Here is a 23,748-nt window from a genome sequence, read left to right as displayed (position 1 = left end):
CATGACCGCTGACCAACTCAAAGACATCATCACTGCCGGCCTGGCCTGCGAGCACATCACGCTGGAGGGCGATGGCCGCCACTGGTACGCCACCATCGTCTCGGCCGAGTTCGAAGGCAAGCGTGCCATTCAGCGCCACCAGCGCGTCTACGCCACGCTGGGCGCCAAAATGCACACCGACGAGGTGCATGCGCTGTCGATGAAGACCTTCACCCCCGCCGAGTGGGCGGCGCAGGCGCAGTAAATCTGCGCCTCAGATTACTCATTATTTGATAGCTGCTAGCGCTTTATAGATAAGCGCTAGAGGCCATTTTCATTCATATTTTGGTTGGTAGATAGAGATGGACAAACTCCTGATTCGCGGCGGACGCACCTTGCACGGTGAGGTGCTGGTGTCTGGCGCCAAGAACGCCGCTTTGCCGGAGTTGTGCGCCGCCTTGCTCACGGCCGAGCCCGTGACGCTGCTCAACGTGCCCCAGCTGCAAGACGTGAGCACCATGCTCAAGCTCATCCGCAACATGGGCGTGACGGCAGAGCGCGCCGAAGACGATACGGTGCGCATTGACGCCGGTGCACTCAACACGCCCGAGGCGCCGTACGAGCTGGTCAAGACCATGCGCGCTTCGGTGCTGGCGCTGGGCCCGCTGCTGGCGCGATTTGGCGAGGCGACTGTCTCGCTGCCCGGCGGTTGTGCCATTGGCTCGCGCCCGGTCGACCAGCACATCAAGGGCATGGCCGCCATGGGCGCCGAGATCGTGGTCGAGCATGGCTACATGATCGCCAAGTTGCCGGCTGGCTGGAAGCGGCTGAAGGGTGCCCGCATCACCACCGACATGGTCACCGTGACGGGCACCGAGAACTTCCTCATGGCCGCCGCGCTGGCCGAGGGCGAGACGGTGCTCGAAAACGCCGCGCAAGAGCCCGAAATCTCGGACCTGGCCGAGATGCTGATCGCCATGGGCGCAAAGATCGAAGGCCACGGCACCAGCCGCATCCGCATCCAAGGGGTGGAAAAGCTGCACGGCTGCACCCACCGCGTGGTGGCTGACCGCATCGAGGCGGGCACCTTCTTGTGTGCCGTGGCGGCTGCAGGCGGTGACGTGGTGCTGCGCCACGGCCGTGCCGACCACCTCGACGCCGTCATTGAAAAGCTGCGCGAGGCCGGTGCCAACGTGCAAGCGGTGGATGGCGGCATCCGCGTACAAAGCGCGGGCGGCGCCACGCTCAAGGCCCAGGGTTTTCGCACCACCGAATACCCGGGCTTTCCCACCGACATGCAGGCGCAGTTCATGGCGCTCAACTGCGTGGCGCTGGGCACGTCGACCGTGACCGAGACCATCTTTGAAAACCGCTTCATGCACGTCGATGAACTGGTGCGCCTGGGCGCCAAAATCCAGACCGATGGCAAGGTGGCAGTGATTGAAGGCGTGCCACGCCTGTCGGGAGCGACGGTGATGGCTACTGACCTCCGCGCCTCGGCCAGCTTGGTCATCGCGGGCCTGGTGGCCAATGGCGAAACCGTGGTGGACCGCATCTACCACCTGGACCGTGGCTACGACTGTATGGAAGCCAAGCTGCGCGGCATCGGCGCCGACATTGAACGGATCTCAGCATGAGCAACAACATGATCACCCTGGCACTTTCCAAGGGCCGCATCTTTGACGAAACCCTGCCGCTTTTGGCCGCCGCAGGCATTGAGGTGCTGGAAGACCCCGAAAAGTCGCGCAAGCTCATCCTGCCCACCAACCAGCCCAACGTGCGTGTGGTGCTGGTGCGTGCTACCGACGTGCCCACCTACGTGGAGTACGGCGGTGCCGACCTCGGCGTGACCGGCAAGGACACCCTCATCGAACACGGTGGCCAGGGCCTGTACCAGCCGCTGGACCTGCAGATCGCCAAATGCCGCGTGAGTGTGGCCGTGCGCAATGACTTCGACTACGAGCGCGCCGTCAAGCAGGGCTCGCGCCTGAAGGTGGCTACCAAGTACACCAGCATCGCCCGCGACTTCTTTGCGACCAAGGGCGTGCACGTGGACATGGTCAAGCTCTACGGCAGCATGGAACTGGCGCCACTCATCGGGCTGGCAGATGCCATTGTCGATCTGGTCTCTACCGGCAACACGCTCAAGGCCAACCACCTGGTGGAGGTCGAACGCATCATGGACATCAGCTCCTACCTCGTGGTCAACCAGGCCGCGCTCAAGCTCAAGCAGGCACCGCTGCGCCGCATCATTGATGCGTTTGCCTCAGCCATTCCCGCCCCCAAGAACTGAACCCAACCTCAGAACGCACTATGACTTTGGTAGCTGCTCCCGCCCGTCTGTCCACCGCTGCAGCCACTTTTGAGGCTGATTTTGCAGCCCGCCTGCATTGGTCTGCCGACACCGACGCGGCCATCGAGCAGCGTGTGGCCGACATCCTGGCCGATGTGCAAAAGCGCGGTGATGCCGCCGTGCTCGAGTACACGGCCCGTTTCGACGGCCTCTCAGCCCCCAGCATGGCGGCGCTGGAGCTGACGCAAGCCGACTTCAAGGCCGCGTTCGACGCCATTCCGCAGGCCCAGCGCGACGCGCTGCAGGCCGCCGCCAAGCGCGTGCGCAGCTATCACGAGGCGCAGAAGAAGGCGTCGGGCGAGAGCTGGAGCTACCGCGACGAAGACGGCACCTTGCTGGGTCAGAAGGTCACGCCGCTGGACCGCGTGGGCATCTACGTGCCCGGCGGCAAGGCCGCGTACCCCTCCAGCCTGCTCATGAACGCCATCCCCGCCCACGTGGCGGGCGTGCAGGAAATCATCATGGTCGTGCCCACGCCGGTGCGCGGCAGCGTGGCCACGGGTGGTTCGGGCGCGCAACTGGCGTCCGACAAGGGCGAGCGCAATGATCTGGTGCTGGCGGCGGCCTACGTGGCGGGCGTCACCCGCGCTTTCACCATCGGCGGCGCGCAGGCTGTGGCCGCGCTGGCGTACGGCACGGCCACCGTGCCCAAAGTCGACAAGATCACCGGCCCCGGCAATGCCTACGTGGCCAGCGCCAAGAAGCGCGTGTTCGGCACCGTGGGCATCGACATGATCGCGGGCCCGAGCGAAATCCTGGTGCTGGCCGACGGCACCACGCCGCCCGACTGGGTGGCGATGGATCTGTTCAGCCAGGCCGAACACGACGAGCTGGCCCAGTCCATTTTGCTGTGCCCCGACGCTGCCTACATCGACGCCGTGCAGCGCGAAATCGACCGCCTGCTGCCCACCATGCCGCGCGCTGAGATCATCGCCAAGAGCCTCACCGGCCGTGGCGCCTTGATCCTGACCAAAGACATGGAAGAGGCCTGCGCGATCAGCAACCGCATCGCACCGGAACACCTGGAAGTGAGCAGCACCGACCCACACCGCTGGGAGCCGCTGCTGCGCCACGCCGGGGCGATCTTTTTGGGCGCCTACACCTCCGAGAGCCTGGGCGACTACTGCGCAGGCCCCAACCACGTGTTGCCCACCAGCGGCACGGCACGGTTCTCGTCCCCGTTGGGCGTGTACGACTTCCAAAAGCGCAGCAGCATCATTGAAGTGAGCGAAGCTGGCGCCCAGGTGCTGGGCACCATCGCCGCTGAGCTGGCCTATGGCGAGGGCCTGCAGGCCCACGCGCAGGCGGCCGAGATGCGCCTGAAGACCCCGCTCAAGCCGCGCTGATCGCGCTGCGGGGTAGGGCAGGGCCCTGCGCAGGGGAGGTTGGCACCACCGTGACCGTCTGGGGCGCTGCCGCGGGTGAGGGTGGGTACGCAGCCCCATCCACCGCTTGGTGCTTTGCCCAGTTCAGCCGCGCGGGCCGGTGGCCTTCGGCGCTCACCCGCAGCCGCACGGGGCCGGTGAACGACAGGCGCTGGCCCGCCTCCAGAAAATAATCCTCCAGCAGGCCATCACAGGTCACCCAGACGCGGCCTTGCTCCACTTCGAGCAGGGCGATGTCGCCCGCGCGGAAGTCCAGCACCTGGACGGCCTGCAGCGGCGGCAGCGGCTGGCGCTTCCATTGCAGCGTAAGAGGGACCGCAGGCTGCGTGGGCACGGCGGGCGACGGTGGGGTGGGGGTGTGCAGCGAGTTCATGCCTTCACTGTGCGGCCAACTGCCGCGCGCCAACAGCCACAGGCAGGGGCTATCTGGGCCAGTACAGAATAGCGAGCCGGCCTATCTGTACTGGTCGCACTGATGCGCCTCTGTACTGTCAAATTCTCAAAGTGCCAGTACAGAATGCAGCATGGCCACCGATGATGCACCCCCGCTGTACCTGCAGATTGCCGAGCAACTCGCGCAGCTGATCCGCAATGGCACCTTGGCGCGCGGCGAAAAGCTGCCGTCGGTGCGCGAGCTGGCTCGCCAGCATGCGGTGGCGCAGACCACGGTGGTGCAGGCCTACCACTGGCTTGAAGACGCACGGCTCATCACCGCGCGCCCGCGCTCCAGCTTCTTTGTGGCGGCGCGCCCGGTGAGCCTGCCCGAGCCCAGCACACCCCGCCCCCTGCGCCGCCCGCGCGAGGTGTCGGTGGATTGGCTGGGCCAGCGTATCCTGGGGCGCAACCAGCCCGGGGACATGATCTCCTTCAGTAGCGGCACACCGGGCTGCGAGCTGTTCAACCCTGACCGGGTGCGCCGCGCCGTGGTGCGTGCCGCGCAGCGCCACCGCAATCTTTTGTGCACCTACCCCACGTCGGCGGGGCACGAGGATGCGCGCCGGGCCCTGGCGCGCTACGCCGTCGGCATGGGTTGCAGCCTGGACCCCGAGAACATCGTGATCACCGGCGGCTGCATGGACTCCATTGCGCTGTGCCTGCGCGCAGTGACGCAGCCGGGCGACGTGGTGGCGCTGGAGTCGCCCACGCATTTTTCGTTTCTGGAGGTACTGCAGGGCCTGCACCTCAAGGCGCTGGAGATCCCCACGCACCCGCGCCACGGTTTGTCGCTTGACGCGCTGCAGCTGGCGCTGGACACCCAGCCGGTCAAGGCAGTGATGATCGTCCCCACGCTCAGCAACCCGCTGGGCAGCTGTATGCCGCAGGCCGAACGCAAGCGCCTGGCGCAGATGGCGGCGCGCCATGGTTTGGCGGTGATCGAAGATGCGATCTACAACGACCTGGTCGAAGTGGACGAGATGCGCCGCACCGTCAAGTCGTACGACACCACCGGCCATGTGATGCTGTGCGACTCGTTCTCGAAGACGCTGGCGCCGGGACTGCGCCTGGGCTGGCTGGAGGCGGGGCGCTGGGCCGACAAGCTGCGCGCCATCAAGGACCTGCAGGCAGGCGGCCAGTCGGCCGTGCTGGAGCTGGCGCTGGCAGACCTCATCACCCAGGCGGGTCATGCCGCCGCCATGCGCCAGCTGCGCGCGGGCATCGCGGCGCGCATGGACGAGGCGCGCCGGGTGATCGCATCGCACTTCCCGCAGGGCACGCGGGTTAGCGACCCACCCGGCGGCTTGCTGATGTGGCTGGAGCTGCCTCGCGCGCTCGATTCGGTGCAGTTGCACGAAGCCTGCCTGGCCAAACAGATACTGATCGCACCGGGCACGGTGTTCAGCACCAGCGGGCGCTTTCGCAACTGCCTGCGCATCGGGGTGGGGGGCGACTGGTCGCCCGCCCACCTGGAGGCGCTGCGCACCGTGGGCGACATGGCCACGCAGATGTTGCAAAGCCAGCGGCAGGCGGCGTAGTCGCCCCGCATCGAGTCAAATTTTTCCACACGAATTTCGTGTTGCACGAAGTTCGTGTAGTATTTATCCCATGAAAAACATCACCGTGACCATGGACGACACCGTAGCCGAATGGGTGCGTGTGGAGGCCGCCAAGCGCGGCAGCAGCGTGTCGCGCCTGCTGGGTGAATGGCTGGCCGAAAAGATGCGCCAGGAAGACGCCTACGCCCAGGCGATGCGCGAGGCGCTGGGCTTTGAATCCTGGGGCGTATCCACCGGCCCGTATGTGCCCCGCGAAACGCTGTTTCTGCGCTGAATGGTGGAAACCCCATGAGCACCGTCCCCATTTTTGTCGATACCGAAATCCTGCTCGCCAGCGTGGACGACCGCGATGCAGATCGCCAGGCGCGGGCCCGCGAATGGATCAGTTTTTGCTGGCAGACGCGCAGCGGCCGCATCAGCTCGCAGGTGCTCAACGAGCTGTACAACCAGGCCATCCAGCGTTTTGACGGCCCGCACGTGCTGCAACAGGTGCGCGCTCAGGTGCGCCGCCTGCGGGTTTGGTTGCCGCCACATCTCGATTCGTACACCGTGGACGGCGCCTGGGACCTGCAGGACCGTTACCGCCTGAGCTATTGGGACGCGCTCATCCTCTCGTCCGCCCACCAGCAGGGCTGCCGCTACCTGCTAACTGAAGCCCTGCCGCATGGCGAGCCCCTGGACGCCGTGCGTCCCATCAACCCCTTCCTTGTTGCACCCTCAGAACTGGACACTGCCGAATGACTACTCCTGCATCGTCTCCCCTGCAAGCCCTGGCCCGCATCCGCCCCGACGTCCGTGCGATGCACTCCTATGTGGTGCAGCCCTCCACCGGCATGCTCAAGATGGACGCGATGGAGAACCCGTTCCGCCTGCCCGCGCATCTGCAGGCCGCGCTGGGCCAGCGCCTGGGCGCGCTGGCACTGAATCGCTACCCGGGTGATCGCATTGCTGACCTGAAGGCTGCCCTGGCCAAATACGCCGACATGCCTGAGGGCTACGGCATCGTGCTGGGCAACGGCTCGGACGAGCTCATCACCCTGCTGGCCTTGGCGTGCGCCCAACCCGGCACGGGGCAACGCGCCACCATGCTGGCGCCCATGCCAGGCTTTGTGATGTACCCGCTGTCTGCGCAGTTGCAGGGCCTGGATTTTGTCGGCGTGCCGCTCACGCCTGATTTCGAGCTGGACGAGCCCGCCATGCTGGCCGCCATCGCCCAGCACCAGCCTGCCATCACCTACATCGCCTACCCCAACAACCCCACGGCCACGCTGTGGGATGAGGGCGCGGTGCAGCGCATCATCGACGCCGCTGGCGCGCAGGGCGGCATCGTGGTCATGGACGAGGCCTACCAACCCTTTGCCAGCCGCACCTGGATCGACCGCATGCGCGCAGAGCCCGCGCGCAATGCGCACGTGCTGCTCATGCGCACGCTCAGCAAGTTTGGTCTGGCAGGCGTGCGCCTGGGCTACCTCATCGGGCCCTCGGCGTTAGTGAGCGAGATCGACAAGGTGCGCCCGCCCTACAACGTGAGCGTGCTTAACTGTGAAGCCGCGCTATTTGCCCTGGAACACGCCGAGGTGTTTGCCGCCCAGGCTGCCGAGATCCGCGCCGAGCGCACCACGCTGGTCGCGGCCCTGCGCCAGATGCCCGGGGTCGAAAAGTGCTGGGACAGCGAGGCCAACATGGTGCTGATCCGTGTGGCTGATTCCGCCCGTGCCTACGAGGGCATGAAAAACCGCAAGGTCCTCGTCAAGAACGTTTCTACAATGCACCCCATGCTGGCCAACTGCCTGCGTCTCACGGTGGGCGCTGCCTCCGATAACGCGCAGATGCTGGCCGCACTTCAAGCCTCCCTATGACCTCCTCCGCACTCGTCACCTCCACGACCACCGATCCCCTGGCCGACCGCATTGCCGAGGTCAGCCGCAACACCGCCGAGACGCGCATTACTGCGCGCATCAACCTCGACGGCACCGGCCAGGCCAAGCTGCACACCGGCATCGGCTTCTTTGACCACATGCTCGACCAGATCGCCCGCCACGGGCTGATCGACCTCGACATCGATTGCGAAGGCGACCTGCACATCGACGGCCACCACACGGTGGAAGACGTGGGCATCACGCTGGGCCAGGCCTTTGCGCGTGCAGTGGGCGACAAGAAGGGCATCCGCCGCTATGGTCATGCCTACGTGCCGCTCGACGAAGCGCTGTCGCGCGTGGTGGTCGATTTTTCGGGCCGCCCGGGGCTGCACATCGACGTGAAGTTCACGGCGGGCAGCATCGGCCAGCTCGACACACAACTGGTGTACGAGTTCTTCCAGGGCTTTGTGAACCACGCGGGCGTCACGCTGCACATCGACAACCTCAAGGGCATTAACGCCCACCACCAGTGCGAGACCATCTTCAAGGCGTTCGGGCGCACGCTGCGCGCGGCGCTGGAGCGGGACCCGCGCTCGGTCGGCGTGATTCCCTCCACCAAGGGTTCTTTGTGAAATTTTTAGATCAAATCGGGCGCTAGCGCTTGATGGATAAGCGCTAGTAGCTATGAATATGGAAGCAAAAACAGTGGCGGTCGTGGATTACGGCATGGGCAACCTGCGCTCGGTGTCGCAGGCCGTGCAAGCCGCCGCCGAGGGCACGGGCTGGACCGTGGTCGTCACCCAGCGCCCCGAAGACGTGCGCGCCGCGCAGCGCATCGTGCTGCCAGGGCAGGGCGCCATGCCCGACTGCATGCGCGAGCTGCGCGAGTCCGGCCTGCAGGAATCGGTGCTCGAAGCCGCCGCCACCAAGCCGATGTTCGGCGTGTGTGTGGGCATGCAGATGCTGCTGGACCACAGTGCCGAAGGGGACACACCTGGCCTGGGCCTGATTCCCGGCGATGTGCGCAAGTTCGACCTGGCAGGCCGAACCCAGCCCGACGGCAGCCGCTTCAAGGTGCCCCAGATGGGCTGGAACCAGGTGCGGCAGGTGCCCCATGCAGGTTCCGTGCATCCCGTGTGGTCCGGTGTGCCCGACAACAGTTACTTCTACTTCGTGCACAGTTTCTACGCTGTGCCACAAAATCCTGCCCATTGCGCAGGGCAAACGGACTACGGCAGTTTGTTCGCCGCAGCCATTGCACGCGATAATATTTTCGCCACCCAGTTTCACCCGGAGAAAAGCGCGGAGCACGGCCTGGCCCTGTACCGCAATTTTCTGCACTGGAATCCTTGATTTTTTAACATCCACCCGTTCGGGCCGAGCCCTGTCTCGCCCTTTTTTCCCGAACTCCATCACCATGCTGCTCATTCCCGCCATCGACCTCAAGGACGGCCACTGCGTTCGCCTCAAACAAGGCGATATGGACCAATCCACCACCTTCGGTGAAGACCCCGCCGCCATGGCGCGCAAATGGGTGGATGCTGGCGCACGTCGCCTGCATCTGGTGGACCTGAACGGCGCGTTTGCGGGCGTTCCCAAGAACTACGCCGCCATCAAGTCGATCCTCAAAGAGGTGGGCGAAGAGATCCCGGTGCAACTGGGCGGTGGCATCCGTGACCTGGATACCATCGAGAAATACATCGACGGCGGTCTGCGCTACGTGATCATCGGCACGGCGGCGGTCAAAAACCCCGGGTTCCTGAAGGATGCCTGCAGCGCCTTTGGCGGCCACATCATCGTGGGGCTCGACGCCAAGGACGGCAAGGTGGCCACCGACGGCTGGAGCAAGCTCACCGGCCACGAAGTGGTGGACCTGGCCAAGAAGTTCGAGGACTGGGGCGTCGAATCCATCATCTACACCGACATCGGCCGCGACGGCATGCTCTCGGGCATCAACATCGACGCCACGGTGAAGCTTGCGCAGGCGCTGAGCATCCCCGTTATCGCCTCGGGCGGCTTGTCGAACATGGCCGACATCGAGCAACTGTGCGCGGTGGAGAGCGAAGGCGTCGAAGGTGTCATCTGCGGCCGTGCAATCTACTCGGGTGACCTTGATTTTGCTGCTGCGCAGGCCCGCGCTGATGAATTGGGCGACGCTGTCTGAACAGCCAGCCGTCCAATTTGCCACACTCAGTTTGTGCGTGGCAGTAAAAAGGCCGGGATTCACCCGGCCTTCTTTTTTGCCGCTGCGGCTCAGCAGGTCGGCAATGCCGAACCCGTGTTGACGGCTTGTACCGTGCTCACCAACGAGGCCCAATACGTGGGCAGGCTGGCCCACGGATTGCCCACCCCCGTGCTGAAGTTGAAGCGCAGATCCGTGGCATAAACGACGCCAGCATTGAACCGGGCGGACGCCGCTGAACGCACTGCGGCCTGCATTGCGGCGCAGGTGTCGGCGTTGTGCACCAGCGCGGACTGGCGCGCATTGGGCAGGGCATAGAGCCAGGCGGATCGGCTGCGCGGGTCGTAGTTCTGGTAGTCGGCCGCAGTGCCTTCAAAGGTGACCAGCAGATCGGCCACAGTAGCGAACACTTCGGCAGGGGTTGTTCCGGGGTTTCCCATCACGCGCAGTGTGGCGTCCTTGGACTTGATGTAGCTGTAGATCTCGCGGTAGAAATCGATCTGGCGTGCGTCCGAAGCCATCTCGTCCAGAAAAATACCGCTGATCACATCGCGGCCATACAGGGTCAGGTAACGGTCGATGTTGGTCTTGATGTCCGCCATCGACCGCGTGCCGTTGCCGTAGCGGGTGTACACGTAGCCGACCACAGAACCCCCTGAACTCACCAGGTCACGCGCTGCCCCCAGCAGTGGGGCGTTGGCCGTGGTGAAAACGCCGTTGGAGGGGTTCAGGATGGCGGTGATGCGCACACCCGGTGTGCCGGCGGCTGAAGCAGCCATCTGGCTCCAGCCCGTGCCGCTCGAAGGGACGAAGTACGCGGGAACCAAAATTTCCAGCTTGGCGGGCAGGGGGCGAAGGTATATGGTTTGCGTGGCGCTTGCCGAAGTGCCGTTGGCTTGTGCGTTGGCCGTGATGGTCTGGGCACCGGGCGTCGCCGCTGTCAGGGAGCTGGTGGCGACTCCGTTCCGCGTGGTAGTGGATGCGGGAGAAAAAACTCCGCCCGGCATCGATAGATTGACCTGGGTGCCATCGGCGGCGGCAGCACCGTTGATCTGAACCTGGGTTTGCACCGCAACGGGTGTCTGCACCTCAAACACCCCGCCGCTGCTGGTGGGCGTGGCAACTGTGATTTGTATCGATGTGGCCGGGGCGTCTGTACCTGCACCTCCTCCGCCACAGGCAGACAGCAGGGCGGCTGCGCCAAGCAGACCAAGTGAACGAAGGAGTGTTTTGGGAGGGCGATGCATGGTGATGAGGCGCTTTGGCCAAGGACGGCAATGCAGTCCAGTGTGCCAGAAGCGCATGGGCTGCATACCCTGCCAAGCCCAGTTTTGAAACCCGTTCACCTGCGGGTAAAAATGAAGGGGGTGCCAGCCGTGGCACCCGCCCCTTCACTTTTCACTTTGCTGCCTGTTCATTCACTGCAGCATGAAGGTCTCGTACTCCAGCCGGTTGAGTTGGCGGGTCAGCAGTATCAGACCTGTGCACAGCGTGATCAGCATGGCCACCGCAAAGCCATAGCCGTAGTAAGCGGCACCCAGGTACTGGGTCAGCGCGGTCAGGGCGATGTTGAGCAGCACCATTTCTGCGCACAGCAGCAACACAATGCGGCGTTGGTCCAGGTAGAAAAACACGTTGAGAATGGCCATCAAACCCACCTGCAGGCCTGCGCCGATCACCTGCACATGCAGAAGTGGCAAATAGAGGTGTGAGATATCCAGGGCGTCCAGCACGGCCGGGCCGGCCACAAAGGTGACGAGTATGGCCAGCGTCTGGATCTTGGCGATTTCTGCCAGCCCTTGCTGGATCGAATACACCATTTCGTCGCGCATGGCCTCGATGTATTCCAGCGATCCGCCGCTGCGCACGGCATCGTAGAACTTGTCGTAGTACTCCACAAAGTCCGTTTCGATGCGCACCAGAAAAACGGCCATGCCCGGGATGATGGAGAGGTACGACAGGAACACCGGCAGGTCGTAGATCAGCGACGCACGCAGCCCGCCGATGATCGGGTCGGAGGTGGGCGGGAAGTACCAGAACATGAACTTGTCCGCCCAGATGCCCAGGTTGTACAAAAAGCCGACCAGCATCAAAGACGGGTATAGCAACTCCATGCGGGCAAAGTCAAAGGCAATCAGACGCCCTTGGGGGCTGAATTCGCGCACCACCAGCACCCACATGCCAGTGAGGAGGACAAAATTGCCCAGCACAAAACCGCCCAACAACCCTTCCAGGCCCCAGGGCCGCATAAGCAAGGCTGCTACCACGATCAGCGCGTAGGCCCCCCCAAACAAAATGGTGATGGCGCGGTAACGCTTCATGCCCGACAGGAGGATCGCAAGTATCCATACGCCACACATGACGCCAAAGCCCGCCAGCATGAGCATGCGGTACAGCAGTCTTTCGCCAGGGAACACCACGAACAGCGACAACGAGCCCAGTACTGCAGCGAAGACCATCACGATCAGCAGCAGGCCGTGCAGGTTGGGCAGGATGAGATCGCGTTGTTTCTCGAACAACCGGTCCGACACGAATCGGGTGAACGCCAGCTGCACAAAGCCGGTCAATATCAGGCTACATGCCACCAGGTAGGTGACCGATGTCTGAAACTGCGTCACCAGGAAGTTGGGCACCACCACGCTGGCGCTAAAGATACCCACCAGCAAGATGCCGATGATGGAGAACACCCATGGGCCCGAGCCAATCACGCCTGCGTAGGCATATGCCTGAATCAGTCCCGTCAGCGTGTTCTTGCGCAGCATGCGCCGAAGTTCAAATCCGATACCTGCCATATCAGTGCGTCTCCTGCCGGGCCGTCCGGTCCTGCAATGCCTGGCGGTAGACCTTGCGATAGCTGTCAAACATCATGGTGTCGGTGTAGTAGCGCTCCACCCGGGCAATGGCCGCCGCGCTGGCGCGCCGCCATTCCACAGGGTCGGCCAGCAGTGCAATGGCGGCGTCTGCCAGGGCCTGGGGGTCTGCAATGCCGACCACGCTTCCGCTGGCTCCCAGGGCGCGGTCTTCGTCACTCAACCCTTCGATGAGTTGCCGGCACGATCCCACATCGGTGGACACCGTGGGCACGCCCGCGGCGTAGCCCTCCAGAATCACCAGGGGCAGGGCCTCGCTGATGGACGACAGCACCACCAGGCCGATCTTGGGCATGAGGTCTTCCACCTTCTGAAAGCCCAGGAACTTCACATGCTCCTCCAGCCCCAGGCTGCGCACAAGGTTCTGGCATTCCTGCGCATAAGCAGCGTCTTCTTCTGTGGGGCCCGCTATCCAGCCCTGCGCGTTGGGCACCTGGTTGACCACGCGTCGCATGGCCCGCACGAACGTCTTCACGTCCTTGATGGGCACTACGCGCCCGATCAGGCACAAAACGGGAGGCGTTTCAGCGGTGCGCTTGGCACGCATGGGCGCAAAGCGCGACAGCTGAATTCCGTTCGGGATGTTGAACGTCCGAGCTGCATCGGCTCCGTCCTGCACCTGGCGAAGCCGGTTGGTTTCGTACAGCGCGATGATGGGGTCAGCAGCCGCGTAGCAGTACCGCCCGAGCCACTCAAACAGCCGGATCCACATCTGCCGGAAATACGAAAGCTCCGTAGGGTCGCGCTGGAAGATGTTGCGGTTGTCGCGGATCCATTCGCTCTTGAGCAAGTCGATCTGGCGCTCTTTGGTGTAGATGCCGTGCTCCGAGAGCACCAGGGGGATGCCACGGGTGTCATGGAGCAAGGCCCCCAGAAATCCGGCATACCCGGTCGAGGCGCTGTGCGACATTCGCACGGCAGGCATGCTGTGGGCGACCCGGGCCAGGGTCCACAGCGGCTGGAACATGATGCGCACGGTCCAGAAATAGTCTACGAACGAGGGATCTGTGCAGTCTCTGCGATAGGTGTCACAGATCAGCTCCCACGATTGTTCGCTGTAGAGAAAGTCTTCCAGCGGAAACCTGCCCCCGGGCAGCATCTCGTGGGTCACGGCACGCAGCATTTGCAGTGCCAGGGCGGTTTCTGTATGGCCCTGGCGCAGCGTGGTGATGATGTCGCGCAAAACCTGGAACGTGGCTTTGTCACCCTCGCGTGCGTGCGGGAGGTCGTTGGCAGAAAGATGGTCGTAGAGAAAGTGCTGCTCGAAATGCACCACGTTCGCGGGCAGCTCGTACTTGAACTTGGGATAGTCCCGGCTCTGGCTGCCCAAGAAAATAATGGCAAACCGGTACTCGGGAAACGCCCGGATGATCTGGTTGATCCAGCTCGAGACGCCTCCGCTGACGTATGGGAACGTACCTTCCAGCAGCAGGGCAATGTCTGCCTGTTCGGCCTTGGGATGTGTCATCGGGCACTCCAGTAGTCGATGACCGGGCGCAGTTTGGGAAGAGAACTCCACTCGTCGAGTTGCTGCATCAGTTGCCGGGTTCTTTCAAAGTCGCGCTGCGCGAAGCTCAGTTCGGCCAGGTACGGCAGCACGCGGGTGGCCGGAAGGCCCTGTTGCAGGGCCAGGTCATACGACAGCGCCGCCTCGTCGTTGCGTCCCAGGGCATGCAGCAGCTGGCCTCGGCGCAAGGTGTGCTGGGCGTGGTTCGGGTGCTGGCCCAGAACCAGTTCGCAGTAGCGCAGTGACTCGCGAATTGCGTGGTCGCGCATATCTCCTTGCGCGAGGTTTTGGTACACCAGCTCCCAGTACAGCGCAGACAGCTTTTCTGCCGCCTGCAGGCCGATGGGCCCCAGTTTCTCGTTGCCTTCGCTGGCCTGCGCTTTGCGCAGCGTATCCAGCTCCTGGTCGATGGAGCGGCTGATGTTGCGTTCCAGGCTGTCGAGCATGCCGTAGGCCAGCAGGCGCAGGTCTTCGCTGGAGTCATTGAGTACGTTGCGCAGCAATGGAGACGAGATCCGCCCGGAGACATGCTGCAGCGCCACCATGGCCCGCATGCGCGAACGGGTGGGCACGTCGCTGTTGCCCAGCACAGCGCGCAGCCCTGTCTGACGGAACCCGCTCTGCATGCGCTGATGCAGGTCGAACTCAGGCAATTGCAGCGAGCTGAAATCATCGACATGGGCTGCAGACCGGTAAAAGCGCAGCACCAATGCGCCGACCAACACGCCCATAAAACCCGCGATGGGCACCACGTAGCTGCACACAGCCATCAGCGCCAGCATGGGGGCGCGCGGCTTCGCCTGCTGCGGGGCGAGCAATGGCAGTGTGAACAAGGCAAGCAGCACGCTGGCCGCCGCATGGGCCAGCAAATAGCTCAGAAGCGCGGCTTCAGAGTTGCCATCCAGCAGCGCGGGACCCGCCCATGCACCAAGCTCCATCAAAACGGCCCACAGACCCAGTTTGGAACTAAGCATTGGCGAGTTGTTGCAGCTTGTGCAAAAGCGCTTGGGGGCCTTGGGCCTGCGCAAGCGGGAGCTGGTGCGAATACACCCCGGCCTGGGTCAGCGACATGCCTTCCTTGCCGTCCATCCAGCCTTCCAGGCGTGCAATGAAGCCCTCGGCTGTGGAGGCGTCGCCCAAAGGCATCAGCACAGCCAGTACCTGACGGCGTGGGCCGGAGATCCACCAGGTTTCGTCCATCAGGCGCTTGAGGCGCAGAAACTGCTGCGGCAGGTCCCGGTCGATGGCCGACTGGTTGAACTCCAATGCCACGATCACGCTGGGAACCCGAGTGCTCTCCTGCATGCGCCAAAGGCGCTGCAGCTCGAAAGCGAACTCGGGTGGGCAGTCCGGCGCTTCGGCGAGCAGGGGCGACGCCAGGGCGTGGGTCGACAGGCCATCTGTGTAGTAGCCCAGCAGCAGGTTGATGGTCTGGAGGCTTTCATCCTGCAGCGAGAAAAACGGCATGTCATCGATGAGAAGAATGCCGTAGACCTCGCCGCCAATGTCGAGCAGCGGCGCAGCCACGAGATAGCGGCTGGCTTCCTCACGCACTGTGGCCTGTACCACGTGGCACAGGGTGCGGGTCTCCAGCCCCTGAACAACCAGCGGGTCCGTGTTGATGAGGCCGACCGGTGTGCCCAGCGTGGCCAGCGGTTGGGGTTCTATCTGATCGTCCCGCACGGTATACAGGGCTGCAGAGCTGATCTGGCAGTACTGCGAGAGCAGGCGCAGCAGCACCTGCGCGTCATTGGGGTTACTGCCCAGGCCGTGCAGCGTCTTGAGCGCATCGCGCATCGACATCGGGCGGCCGATCAGTTCCTGCTCCAGTCGGTCGTGCGACAGGCGCAGCAGGTAGTACTGTCGGATCAGGTGCTCAAGGCGCTGGTCCAGGTAGAACTGCACAGCCTCGGCACGCCGTGTGCGAGCGCGCCACAGGCTGGAGAACTCCCCCACCAGCATGACAGTGATGAGCCCACCCAGAAAAAAGATCTGTGGGAACTGCTCCACATGCCCCAGATTAAGCAGGAACCAGCCAGCCAGCAGGACGGCAGCTGCTCCCAGACCCGCCAGAGGGCCGTAGCGCAGCGCCACAATGATGGGTGCCAGCCAGGACCAATGAAACTCCGCATGAATGCCCAGCGGGTCGTCGGGATTGAGCGCAAACCCCAGCACCACCGCGATCAGCGGCACCAGGATCGTCTCCATCAGGACGATCACCGGCCGATCACCGACGGCCGTGAGCTTGCCCAGGGGCGAGCCCGTGAAGGCTGGAGCCCCGGAGCCTGAAGGCGCAGTGGTGCCGGGCAGGGGGCGCTCGGACGGATCGGAAGGAGTGCTAGCCATGGTTGCTAAAGCCAGTCCTCAGCGTGCCCCGGACAGGCCGGAGTTGAGCAGTTCGCGGATCAGTTTTTGCGCAACGGCAGAGAGGGCCTCGCGGCTCCAGCCGCTTTTGCCGCCTGCGCCGCTCCACACCACGTCGCCCGAGGCCACGTCAATGATCTGCAGCGTGACGCCGGCAGCCGGTTCACCATCGACCCCCACCTTGTAGCGCCACTCGTCCACCGAGCCCGCGAGGGCGTAGCGAATGCCCTGTTCACGCGCCCATGCCAGCGCGTCGTCCTGCCGCTTGGTATCGCCCGAGTCGAACAGGGCCTCTTGCTGCGCCGTGGCGCTGTAGCGCTTGACCTTGCCTACACCCTTGGCGTGCAAAAGCGCCTCGGCAATGCTTTCTGCCCGGTTGCCGGCCATGGGCGTCTCGGTGTGGTTGGCAAAGGGAAGGACCGTCCAGGTGGCATCTGCCTGCAGGGCTGGGGCTTTGCCGCGATCCATGGTGGAGCACGCCGCCAGTGCGGTGAGCGCAATGGCGCAAGCCACGCGTTTCAGTGTTTTCATCAGGGGCATTGAAGTGTTCATCGGACAAGCCTTTCTTGCGGGGTCATCAATAGTGTTTTCGGTAGTTGAGCTGGATTTCGCGGTTCAGCCCCAGGGTCTGGGTGCCACCTCGTACCAGGCCCCAGTTCAGGTTGAGGTGGTCGCCGCCCAGAACGCTGCCAGCGATACCCAGGCGCAGGCTGTAGCCCGCTCCCTGCTTGCTGTGCCAGGTCCGCGCCACGCTGGCGTACGGCAAGAACGCGCGGGTGTAGTCGCGCTCGAAGCGCGTGTTGGTGGACATCTGCACCCCGTAAAAACTGAAGTTTTCCGGCAGGAAGTAGCCTTCGCTCACTTGGGTGACCGAGGGGGGCAGATAGCGGGTAAAGGCCATGTCGGCAACCGACAGGCCCGCAGGGTCGCGTCGGTTGTAGGTGTGGTTCGACCAGAAAACACCAAAGTCCAGGGTGGGCACGTCCAGGCGGTAGGTGTGCGTGTACGACAGAGCTGAGTGGCGCCCGCTGCCAATGGCTCCGCCAGTTTGCAGCTTGTACCGCTCCTGCCAGTGTTCTACCGTGAACTGGTCCAGGCGCGATGCCTGGTAGCGCAGGCTCACTCCGACCCGGTCCTTCATGCCAGCCATGCGCATTACGGTGCTTTCCTGTGTTGGCAACTGCATGCCAACGTCCATGCGCAGGCTCAGGCGATTGTCGATACGCCATTCCTGTTCCAGATGAACGGGTGTGTAGCTGGTCAGACTCTCGCGGCGGGCGATGTGCAGCAGGGTGGTGCTGTCGTTGTCCTGCCAGCGAAGGTCCATGCGCACGCTGCGTTCTTGCGACGGGTTGCTCAGTTGCTGTGTGAGCCCTGCCACCCTCTCAATGCGCTCGGCGCCCAGATCCAGAGAGAGCCGTGGTGTGAGCGCCAGGTGCAGGGTGACGGATGTTTCGGTCTCACGCAAGTCACGCAGGTCACGCGATACGACTTTGGCCCCTGCATGGTCGCTGAAAGCGAGCAGGTTTTCTGTGAGCTGCAAGTGCAGCGGGTTGTCGTCCGGCTGGTCTTCCTGGGTTTCAAACGCCACGGTCTGCGCCATGCGCACGTCCAGCACCGCCGCAGCCGCATTGACCCGGTCATAGCGCGGCAGCCGTTCGCCAAAGGTATCGAGCAACTGGCCGGTTGCGGCAAGGTCTTTTTCGGCCAATGCCACCGTGATATCGGCCCAGAGCGGCCGATTGGCACGCAGGCTCTGGCTGCGCGCGTACTGGTGCCACAAGAACGCGCGCTCTGCGGTGTATTCACCTGCGTCCTGGAACCAGCCGATAGCGGTTTCGGCTGCGGCGTTCGAGTAGTTGCCCTGTGCATCGCGGTCCAGCCGCAGGAGCTCGCGCAGCGTATCCAGCCCCGCGTCCCCGGGCTTTTGCTGCAGGATGAGCCGGGCCCGCGCATTACGCTGCGCTTCTTCCAGTCCACCTTCTGTCAGCCAGCGTTGCCGGGCCTGTGCCCGTGTCAGCCGCTTGCCCACCTGGGCCTTGTCCCATTCCTGCGACAGCAGATGCTTGCGCAGGCGCCACGATTTGTCGGTTTCCTGGTTCTGGTCCAGAGCGTCCGCGTAGTTCATCATCCACAGGAAGTCCTCCTGGTTGGCTGCAATGCGTGGGCGAAAGTACCGCTCCAGTGCCACCGCTGGCAAAGACAGTGCTTGGTAGGCTGATCCCAGCGCATCGTGCATTTCCGGGTTCTTGCTCCAGGCGGCTTCATGCAGCGACAGGAGCTTGCGCAGCGCTACGTTGTCATTGGCATCGATGAACAACCAGATCATGGCTTGTTTCATCGCAGCGTCCTCGGGCGCCAAGCGCAGCCCAGACTCGAACATCTGCACGGCCTTCTGAATGTTTCCCGTGTTCTGGTGGTACAGGCCTGCCAGGCGCAGGAATTCAGGGGCTTTCAGCAGCGGTTGCAGCGGGTAGCGGCTGGCCTGTGGGTCTGGGTTGAGTCGCTGCAACTGGCTCTTCACCGCAGGCCACTGGCTGCGGCTCACCAAAAAGGTCAGGGCTGAGACCAGGTGACGGGGCTCGCCAAAACGGTCCCATGCCAGCAGGTCCACATCAGCCGCTTGCGCCGGGTGGTCGGTCTTCAAAAGCCGGGACAGGCTGTCAAAGTCGCCCATGTCGGCTTGGTCGGTAGCCAGGAGTGCGCGGTAGGCTTCCAGCGCTGTGGCATCGCGCCGTTGTTTCTCAGCCAATTGGCCCGTCATTCGCCAGAAGTCTGCTGCATCAGCGGTGGACTCTGTAACGCGCTTGCGCGCCGCCTCCAGCCAAGACATTCCCAACGCCGCGCGCCCGCGCAGCAGGGCCTGGACGCTGGCGCGCATGGCACGATCAGGAGTCAATTGCTCGGGGTCCTTGAACAGTTGCTCCCAGCTTTTGAGCGCCAAATCCAGGTCCTCCGCCCGGCTGGCCAGTTCAGCCAGCAGCTCCAGGTTGGCCGGGGTGGCAGGTTGCTGGATGAGGAAATCGATGGCTGGCTGGGGCGTGCCGATGCGCTCGTAGGCCAGCACCAGTTCTCGCACCAATTTTGGGTTGTGTGGTTGCCTGCGCAGCTCGTACCGCAGCCCCTCGATCAGCGCCTCATCGTCGAACAGCCCCGGCGCCAGTCTGAGTACGGTTTGCCAGGCTTCGTTCTTCTGGGTTCGCCGTGCGATCACCAGCCAGTTCTCCAAGGCAACGGGGCCACGCTGTGTCCACTCTGCCACGCGGGCCAGCCGCTCTCTCCAGGCAAGGTCTCCCGGGGACTGCTGCACGGCGGATCGGGCCACTAGCCAGGCGTCTTCGAGGTTGCGGTTTTCCAGAAACACCTGGTATCCCAGCGTGTAGGTCTTGTCGTCAAACGGAATGCCAGGTCCGGATTTCTTGGCGTCGGTGCCGGCTTGGGTCGTGCGCACCATGCGCCCGCCGATGTCATCCGGGTGGTGCAGAAAGGTCTGGTCCAGCAGGTAGGCGCGGTCTTCGTACTTGCCGGCGACAGCGGGCATCGCAGGCGCGGTAGCCGACATCTGTTGATATCCGCTGTCCAAAGCCGCGTGGGCGACGCCTTGTAGTTGCCATTGCTGGAGCAGCGCCAGCTGCAGCAGCCTCTTCACATAACGCTCCGCCACTGCGGGCTTTCCGGCTGCGCGTGCCAAGTCGACGAGGGCGCGCAGTACCTGTGGGTCATTTTCAAGCGTGCCCAATTCGCGTTGGGCCAGTGTCAGCGCTGCAGCCGGTTTGCCCGATGCCTGCATGGCGGCCAGCGCGTCCAGATAGAGTGATTTCGCCTCGTCAGGGTCGGTGGTGGTCCGGCGAGCCATCAGGTACAGGTCAGCCGCCTGGGCATGGGCTGACATGGCCAGGGATTCCCGCGCGGCACGGCGATACAGTTGCGAGGCTTCGCTGGGCACCTTGGTCGCGGCAGCCATCTGCTGATACAGGCGTATGCCCAGCGCCCGTTCGTCCAGTTGAAAGGCTTGGCCAGCCAGCCGTGGCAACATGCCAGCTGGAACGTCGCTGGCAAGCAGGGTGTTCAGACGTTGCACCAGTTCGGCGCGAGCGGCGCTGCGCCGCTCAGTGTCCTGCGGATCGATTGCGTGGTACTCGTCCATGGATGCGTTCCACAGCGTCCATGGGTTGGCGCTTTGCATTTCTGCAGCCTGTGCTTCCTGGGCCTCGCGCGCCAGCCGGGCCGCTTCTTCCTTGGCTTCATGTTGTGCCATGAGCGCTTGCAGGCGTGGATTCTCCGGGTCGCTGCGCAGCAGGTTGCTCAGGTAGACGTATGACAGGCCCGAGTCACTCGGCGACGCTGTAAGGCGCCGCTCCAGATCCTGGCGGGGATACATCAGCCAAAGCGATCCTCCCACCATGGTGGCGAGCATCGCCGTCAGCCAATGGGGGGCCAGAACCGGGCGCTCAACGGACTGCGCAGGTAACTTGGATTTGCGCGGAAGCATCGGAGAGTCGGTAAGTGCGAAGGTTGGAGCGCGCTGTCGCAGGCAGTTTTTGGGCAGGAATCACGCGCTTGTCGGCACGAAGTTGGCAGTGGTCGCCCATGCCGGCCATGCTCCACTGCAGCGGCACATGGCCTTGCAGGGCAAAGTCGGTGGTCAGTCCGTCAGGGCTGACCGACCAGCTCGCAATGCGGGCATTCGCTTCATGCAGTGAGACAGGCACGCGCGTGTCGGCAGTTGGCGTGGAGTCGGTGGCAGGTGCAGCACTGCTCGCTACCTGGAACCAAGCCTTGTCCCCGGTCAGGTGCACGTAGGCGCCTTCCTGGCCCTCGCGGGTGCCTGCCACACCCACGCTGCCTTTGGGTACCAGCGTTCCCATCCCGCTCGGCAGGCGCAGCGTACGCAGGTGTCCATTGCTTCGTACTCGCCACCCCTGGCGATCCCGCCCGAGGGCTAAGCTGTGAAAGTCCTGCACCTTGCGGATGTAGTCCGAGGTGTACACAGGGTGCAGCGGCTGTGCCAAGGCCCAGTCATAGACGTTGCGCAGAGCGCGCAAGCTTGCGGGCTTGGAGGCCGAGTACGTGTGGTAGTAAATGCCCACCGGTTTGATGCGACGCGGTTTGTCCGTCATCTCGAAGGTCTCGATCACTCGCGTGAAGCCATAAAAAGGGCCGCCCCACAAGTTGGTGTAGATGTTTTCGTTGGTGATGGGCGCGTACACCTGCAGGTAGCCATCTTTGGTAATGCCATGCGCGCCAACCGCGGTCAGCGAGGGGTTCAGTTTCGAGATGAACGTGTCACCTCCGTTGATATTGATCAGCCCCGCCTCATAGGCGATCTGAAGGGCGCGTCCATTGGGTGCGGTGTCGCCGGTCCACTGAAACACCTTCACTGGCTTGCCGCTGGGCGCCAACTGTTGGCGGATGTAGTCCACCGAGCCTGCGATCTCCCGCTTGAGATCCATCGCGTAATTTGGAATGGCCATGTTAAGGGCAGCCTCTTTGTTCTCCGCGAACAGGCCATGCTTGACACTGGTGTCCCACAAATACGGGTGCGAGTAGCTGTGGCTGGCGACCTCTACGTGGGGCAGGCGGAACATGCGCCGCGCAATGTCCTCCAGCTGCGGACTCAATGCCGGGTGAAGACCGTGGGGCGCTGTTTCGCCTTCGATGATGGCCACGGTCTGCGGGATGCTGTATTTCTCCAGCACCTCTTTGAGCAGCACTTCTGCCGCCAGCGGGCTGCCAGCAAACTCTGCTCTCGACGGAAAACCGTCGCCATCCACGTGTGCCAGCAACAGGCGGCGGCCGTTTTCGGTCGTGATGTCTGGAATGGGCAGGGGCTGGAGTTTCAGCGCCTGGGTAAAGAAGGCGAAGGGGTCGACAACCCACCGGCTCTGGTCCGTGCCAGGGATGTCCGCCAGAACAAAGGGGTCGTTGATGAAACCACCCCAGGACGTCAGCGCACCGCCCACAAACGTCTGGCCCTTTTCGTCCTTGAACTCCATCAGCGGCTTTGCTTGATCGGCCGCCTTGCCCACCAGTCGAATGGGTAAATAGTCTTTGTCGGTGGGCGGAACCTCCACCTCGAACCCCATCATGGCGTGACTTTGGCTGACACGGAGCGCGCCTTGAAGGGTAAAGCCCTGGGCCTGAATGCCCGCTTTGTCGGCCCATGACCGGTCTGGCTGAAGCCCGAAGTCTCCCGCAATGGCCACCGGCATGCCTGCAGCCATCTGGTCATGCAGCCACCGCGTCAGCTCTGCCCGGTGTGCGCCGGGAATGAAGCCCGCGAATGAAGTGACTACCCCCGCATAGCGGTCGCGGTAGATACCGCGGGGCAAGGGGCTGCGGATGTCGGCGTAATCCACCACATAGCCCATGTGATTCAGTGGCATCTGCAGAAACCGGTGGGCCGTGCTGTAGTTGAGGGCGGGAGACTCGGCGCCATTGAAGACCATCAGCACGCGGCGCGGTACCAGTTCCACGCTGCCGATGCCGACGGTGGACAGATCGCTGTCGCTCACCCAAGGGATGAAGCCGTGGGTCTGGATGCGTGCTGCGGTATCCCGCGCAAGTGTGCGGTCGTGCGGGGGAACATAGTCGATGGCAAGCACCGGGATGCGGTCCCGCTCCTGGATGGTCTTGAGTTGTGCCAGCAGCCACTGGCGATCGGATTCAGATACTTCTTCGTAGCGCTTGCTGCCGGCGTTCCACTTGCGGTACAGCGACTCTGCCGCCACCATCTCGACCTTGCCCTGAAGGCGGGGCATCACCTCAAAACCCCGGTTGACAATGAGCTTGATGCCCGGAAAGCGCTGGTGCAAGCCTTCGATCACACGGACCAGGCCATCCTGCTGAGCATTTTCATCAAAGCTGCTGGCCAGTCGGTAGGAGTCGAGCGTATCTAGAAAGAAACCGCGATAACCCTGTTTCCACAAGGGCCCGATAACCCGGTCGGCAAAGAACGCAGGCCATTCAGGGGGTGTTTGGTCAATGACGACCGAGTTCCACTGGCCGTTGCGCGCCATTTGCCAGGGGAGTGGAAGATCCTTGAAGTAGCTGCGCGTAGGTTGCACCTCGGCCACAGAGGCATAGGCATACAGTTCGCTGCCCTTGCTCTTGAAGGAAACGGGGTCGTGGCCGTGGTCCGGCTCCACCACCACAATGTCAAACAGCTTCAGATCCTCCAACGGCGCGTGGTGGCTGTAATGCAGTGCGACGGCCGGTGTCGCCATCGCGGGGGCGCCGAATGTAAAGAAGGTCA

General features: G+C 63.5%; 20 protein-coding genes. 11 read left to right on the top strand and 9 right to left on the bottom strand.

Annotated features, from left to right (window positions below; genetic code table 11):
* Nucleotide 1: 1 nt before the first annotated feature.
* The 4 genes from ACK4OE_RS07540 to hisD all read left to right on the top strand — a co-directional run bounded on the left by ACK4OE_RS07540 (nt 2) and on the right by hisD (nt 3,678).
* Nucleotides 2-244: a BolA family protein gene (locus ACK4OE_RS07540; protein ID WP_015012677.1), complete on the top strand. Its 243-nt coding sequence runs from the start codon at nt 2-4 to the stop codon at nt 242-244.
* 97 nt (nt 245-341) lie between these two features.
* Nucleotides 342-1,616, top strand: coding sequence for a UDP-N-acetylglucosamine 1-carboxyvinyltransferase (murA, locus tag ACK4OE_RS07535; RefSeq protein ID WP_409884073.1), 1,275 nt, complete (start codon nt 342-344; stop codon nt 1,614-1,616).
* Nucleotides 1,613-2,272, top strand: coding sequence for an ATP phosphoribosyltransferase (hisG, locus tag ACK4OE_RS07530; RefSeq protein WP_409884072.1), 660 nt, complete (start codon nt 1,613-1,615; stop codon nt 2,270-2,272). The genes murA and hisG overlap by 4 nt, the downstream gene beginning before the upstream one ends.
* A gap of 20 nt (nt 2,273-2,292) precedes the next feature.
* Nucleotides 2,293-3,678 (top strand): histidinol dehydrogenase, encoded by a 1,386-nt coding sequence (gene hisD, locus ACK4OE_RS07525; protein WP_409884071.1) that lies wholly within the window; start codon nt 2,293-2,295, stop codon nt 3,676-3,678.
* Here hisD and ACK4OE_RS07520 read toward each other — a convergent pair.
* Nucleotides 3,665-4,090, bottom strand: a complete 426-nt coding sequence (locus tag ACK4OE_RS07520) for a DUF2917 domain-containing protein (RefSeq protein ID WP_409884069.1) — start codon at nt 4,088-4,090, stop codon at nt 3,665-3,667. The genes hisD and ACK4OE_RS07520 overlap by 14 nt on opposite strands.
* A gap of 151 nt (nt 4,091-4,241) precedes the next feature.
* Between ACK4OE_RS07520 and ACK4OE_RS07515 the strand changes: the two genes are divergently transcribed.
* The 7 genes from ACK4OE_RS07515 (at nt 4,242) to hisA (ending at nt 9,734) form a co-directional block, all read left to right on the top strand.
* Complete coding sequence (locus ACK4OE_RS07515) at nt 4,242-5,690, top strand: PLP-dependent aminotransferase family protein (RefSeq protein WP_409884068.1); 1,449 nt, start codon at nt 4,242-4,244, stop codon at nt 5,688-5,690.
* A 70-nt stretch (nt 5,691-5,760) separates the two neighbouring features.
* Complete coding sequence (locus ACK4OE_RS07510) at nt 5,761-5,985, top strand: CopG family transcriptional regulator (RefSeq protein ID WP_409884067.1); 225 nt, start codon at nt 5,761-5,763, stop codon at nt 5,983-5,985.
* 14 nt (nt 5,986-5,999) lie between these two features.
* Entirely contained in the window at nt 6,000-6,452 is a 453-nt protein-coding gene (locus ACK4OE_RS07505; protein ID WP_409884066.1) for a PIN domain-containing protein, read from the top strand.
* Nucleotides 6,449-7,570, top strand: coding sequence for a histidinol-phosphate transaminase (gene hisC, locus ACK4OE_RS07500; RefSeq protein ID WP_409884065.1), 1,122 nt, complete (start codon nt 6,449-6,451; stop codon nt 7,568-7,570). Before ACK4OE_RS07505 ends, hisC begins: the two co-directional genes overlap by 4 nt.
* Nucleotides 7,567-8,202 (top strand): imidazoleglycerol-phosphate dehydratase HisB, encoded by a 636-nt coding sequence (hisB, locus tag ACK4OE_RS07495; RefSeq protein ID WP_409884064.1) that lies wholly within the window; start codon nt 7,567-7,569, stop codon nt 8,200-8,202. The genes hisC and hisB overlap by 4 nt, the downstream gene beginning before the upstream one ends.
* A gap of 52 nt (nt 8,203-8,254) precedes the next feature.
* The gene (hisH, locus tag ACK4OE_RS07490) at nt 8,255-8,923 is read left to right on the top strand and encodes an imidazole glycerol phosphate synthase subunit HisH (protein WP_409884063.1); all 669 of its coding nucleotides are present in this window, start codon (nt 8,255-8,257) and stop codon (nt 8,921-8,923) included.
* 64 nt (nt 8,924-8,987) lie between these two features.
* Nucleotides 8,988-9,734 (top strand): 1-(5-phosphoribosyl)-5-[(5-phosphoribosylamino)methylideneamino]imidazole-4-carboxamide isomerase, encoded by a 747-nt coding sequence (hisA, locus tag ACK4OE_RS07485; protein WP_409884062.1) that lies wholly within the window; start codon nt 8,988-8,990, stop codon nt 9,732-9,734.
* 89 nt (nt 9,735-9,823) lie between these two features.
* On the opposite strand, the gene ACK4OE_RS07480 is transcribed toward hisA, so the two are convergent.
* The 8 genes from ACK4OE_RS07480 to ACK4OE_RS07445 form a co-directional block, all read right to left on the bottom strand.
* Entirely contained in the window at nt 9,824-10,999 is a 1,176-nt protein-coding gene (locus ACK4OE_RS07480; RefSeq protein WP_409884061.1) for a spherulation-specific family 4 protein, read from the bottom strand.
* A 171-nt stretch (nt 11,000-11,170) separates the two neighbouring features.
* The gene (gene pelG / locus ACK4OE_RS07475; RefSeq protein ID WP_409884060.1) at nt 11,171-12,544 is read right to left on the bottom strand and encodes an exopolysaccharide Pel transporter PelG; all 1,374 of its coding nucleotides are present in this window, start codon (nt 12,542-12,544) and stop codon (nt 11,171-11,173) included.
* A 1-nt stretch (nt 12,545) separates the two neighbouring features.
* The gene (gene pelF / locus ACK4OE_RS07470; protein WP_409884059.1) at nt 12,546-14,090 is read right to left on the bottom strand and encodes a GT4 family glycosyltransferase PelF; all 1,545 of its coding nucleotides are present in this window, start codon (nt 14,088-14,090) and stop codon (nt 12,546-12,548) included.
* Entirely contained in the window at nt 14,087-15,103 is a 1,017-nt protein-coding gene (locus tag ACK4OE_RS07465) for a hypothetical protein (RefSeq protein ID WP_409884058.1), read from the bottom strand. Before ACK4OE_RS07465 ends, pelF begins: the two co-directional genes overlap by 4 nt.
* Nucleotides 15,096-16,475, bottom strand: a complete 1,380-nt coding sequence (locus ACK4OE_RS07460; RefSeq protein ID WP_409884057.1) for a PelD GGDEF domain-containing protein — start codon at nt 16,473-16,475, stop codon at nt 15,096-15,098. The genes ACK4OE_RS07465 and ACK4OE_RS07460 overlap by 8 nt, the downstream gene beginning before the upstream one ends.
* Before the next feature lie 18 nt (nt 16,476-16,493).
* Entirely contained in the window at nt 16,494-17,033 is a 540-nt protein-coding gene (locus tag ACK4OE_RS07455; protein WP_409884103.1) for a penicillin-binding protein activator LpoB, read from the bottom strand.
* A gap of 37 nt (nt 17,034-17,070) precedes the next feature.
* Nucleotides 17,071-20,985: a tetratricopeptide repeat protein gene (locus tag ACK4OE_RS07450; protein ID WP_409884056.1), complete on the bottom strand. Its 3,915-nt coding sequence runs from the start codon at nt 20,983-20,985 to the stop codon at nt 17,071-17,073.
* Nucleotides 20,945-23,719 carry a bifunctional glycoside hydrolase 114/ polysaccharide deacetylase family protein gene (locus ACK4OE_RS07445; protein WP_409884055.1) on the bottom strand — a complete coding sequence of 925 codons (2,775 nt, stop codon included), beginning with the start codon at nt 23,717-23,719 and terminating at the stop codon, nt 20,945-20,947. Before ACK4OE_RS07445 ends, ACK4OE_RS07450 begins: the two co-directional genes overlap by 41 nt.
* Between the last annotated feature and the right edge of the window lie 29 nt (nt 23,720-23,748).

The sequence above is a fragment of the Acidovorax sp. genome, from assembly GCF_046314175.1.
GTDB lineage: Bacteria > Pseudomonadota > Gammaproteobacteria > Burkholderiales > Burkholderiaceae_C > Acidovorax.
This window is presented reverse-complemented; position numbering and strand designations above follow the sequence as displayed.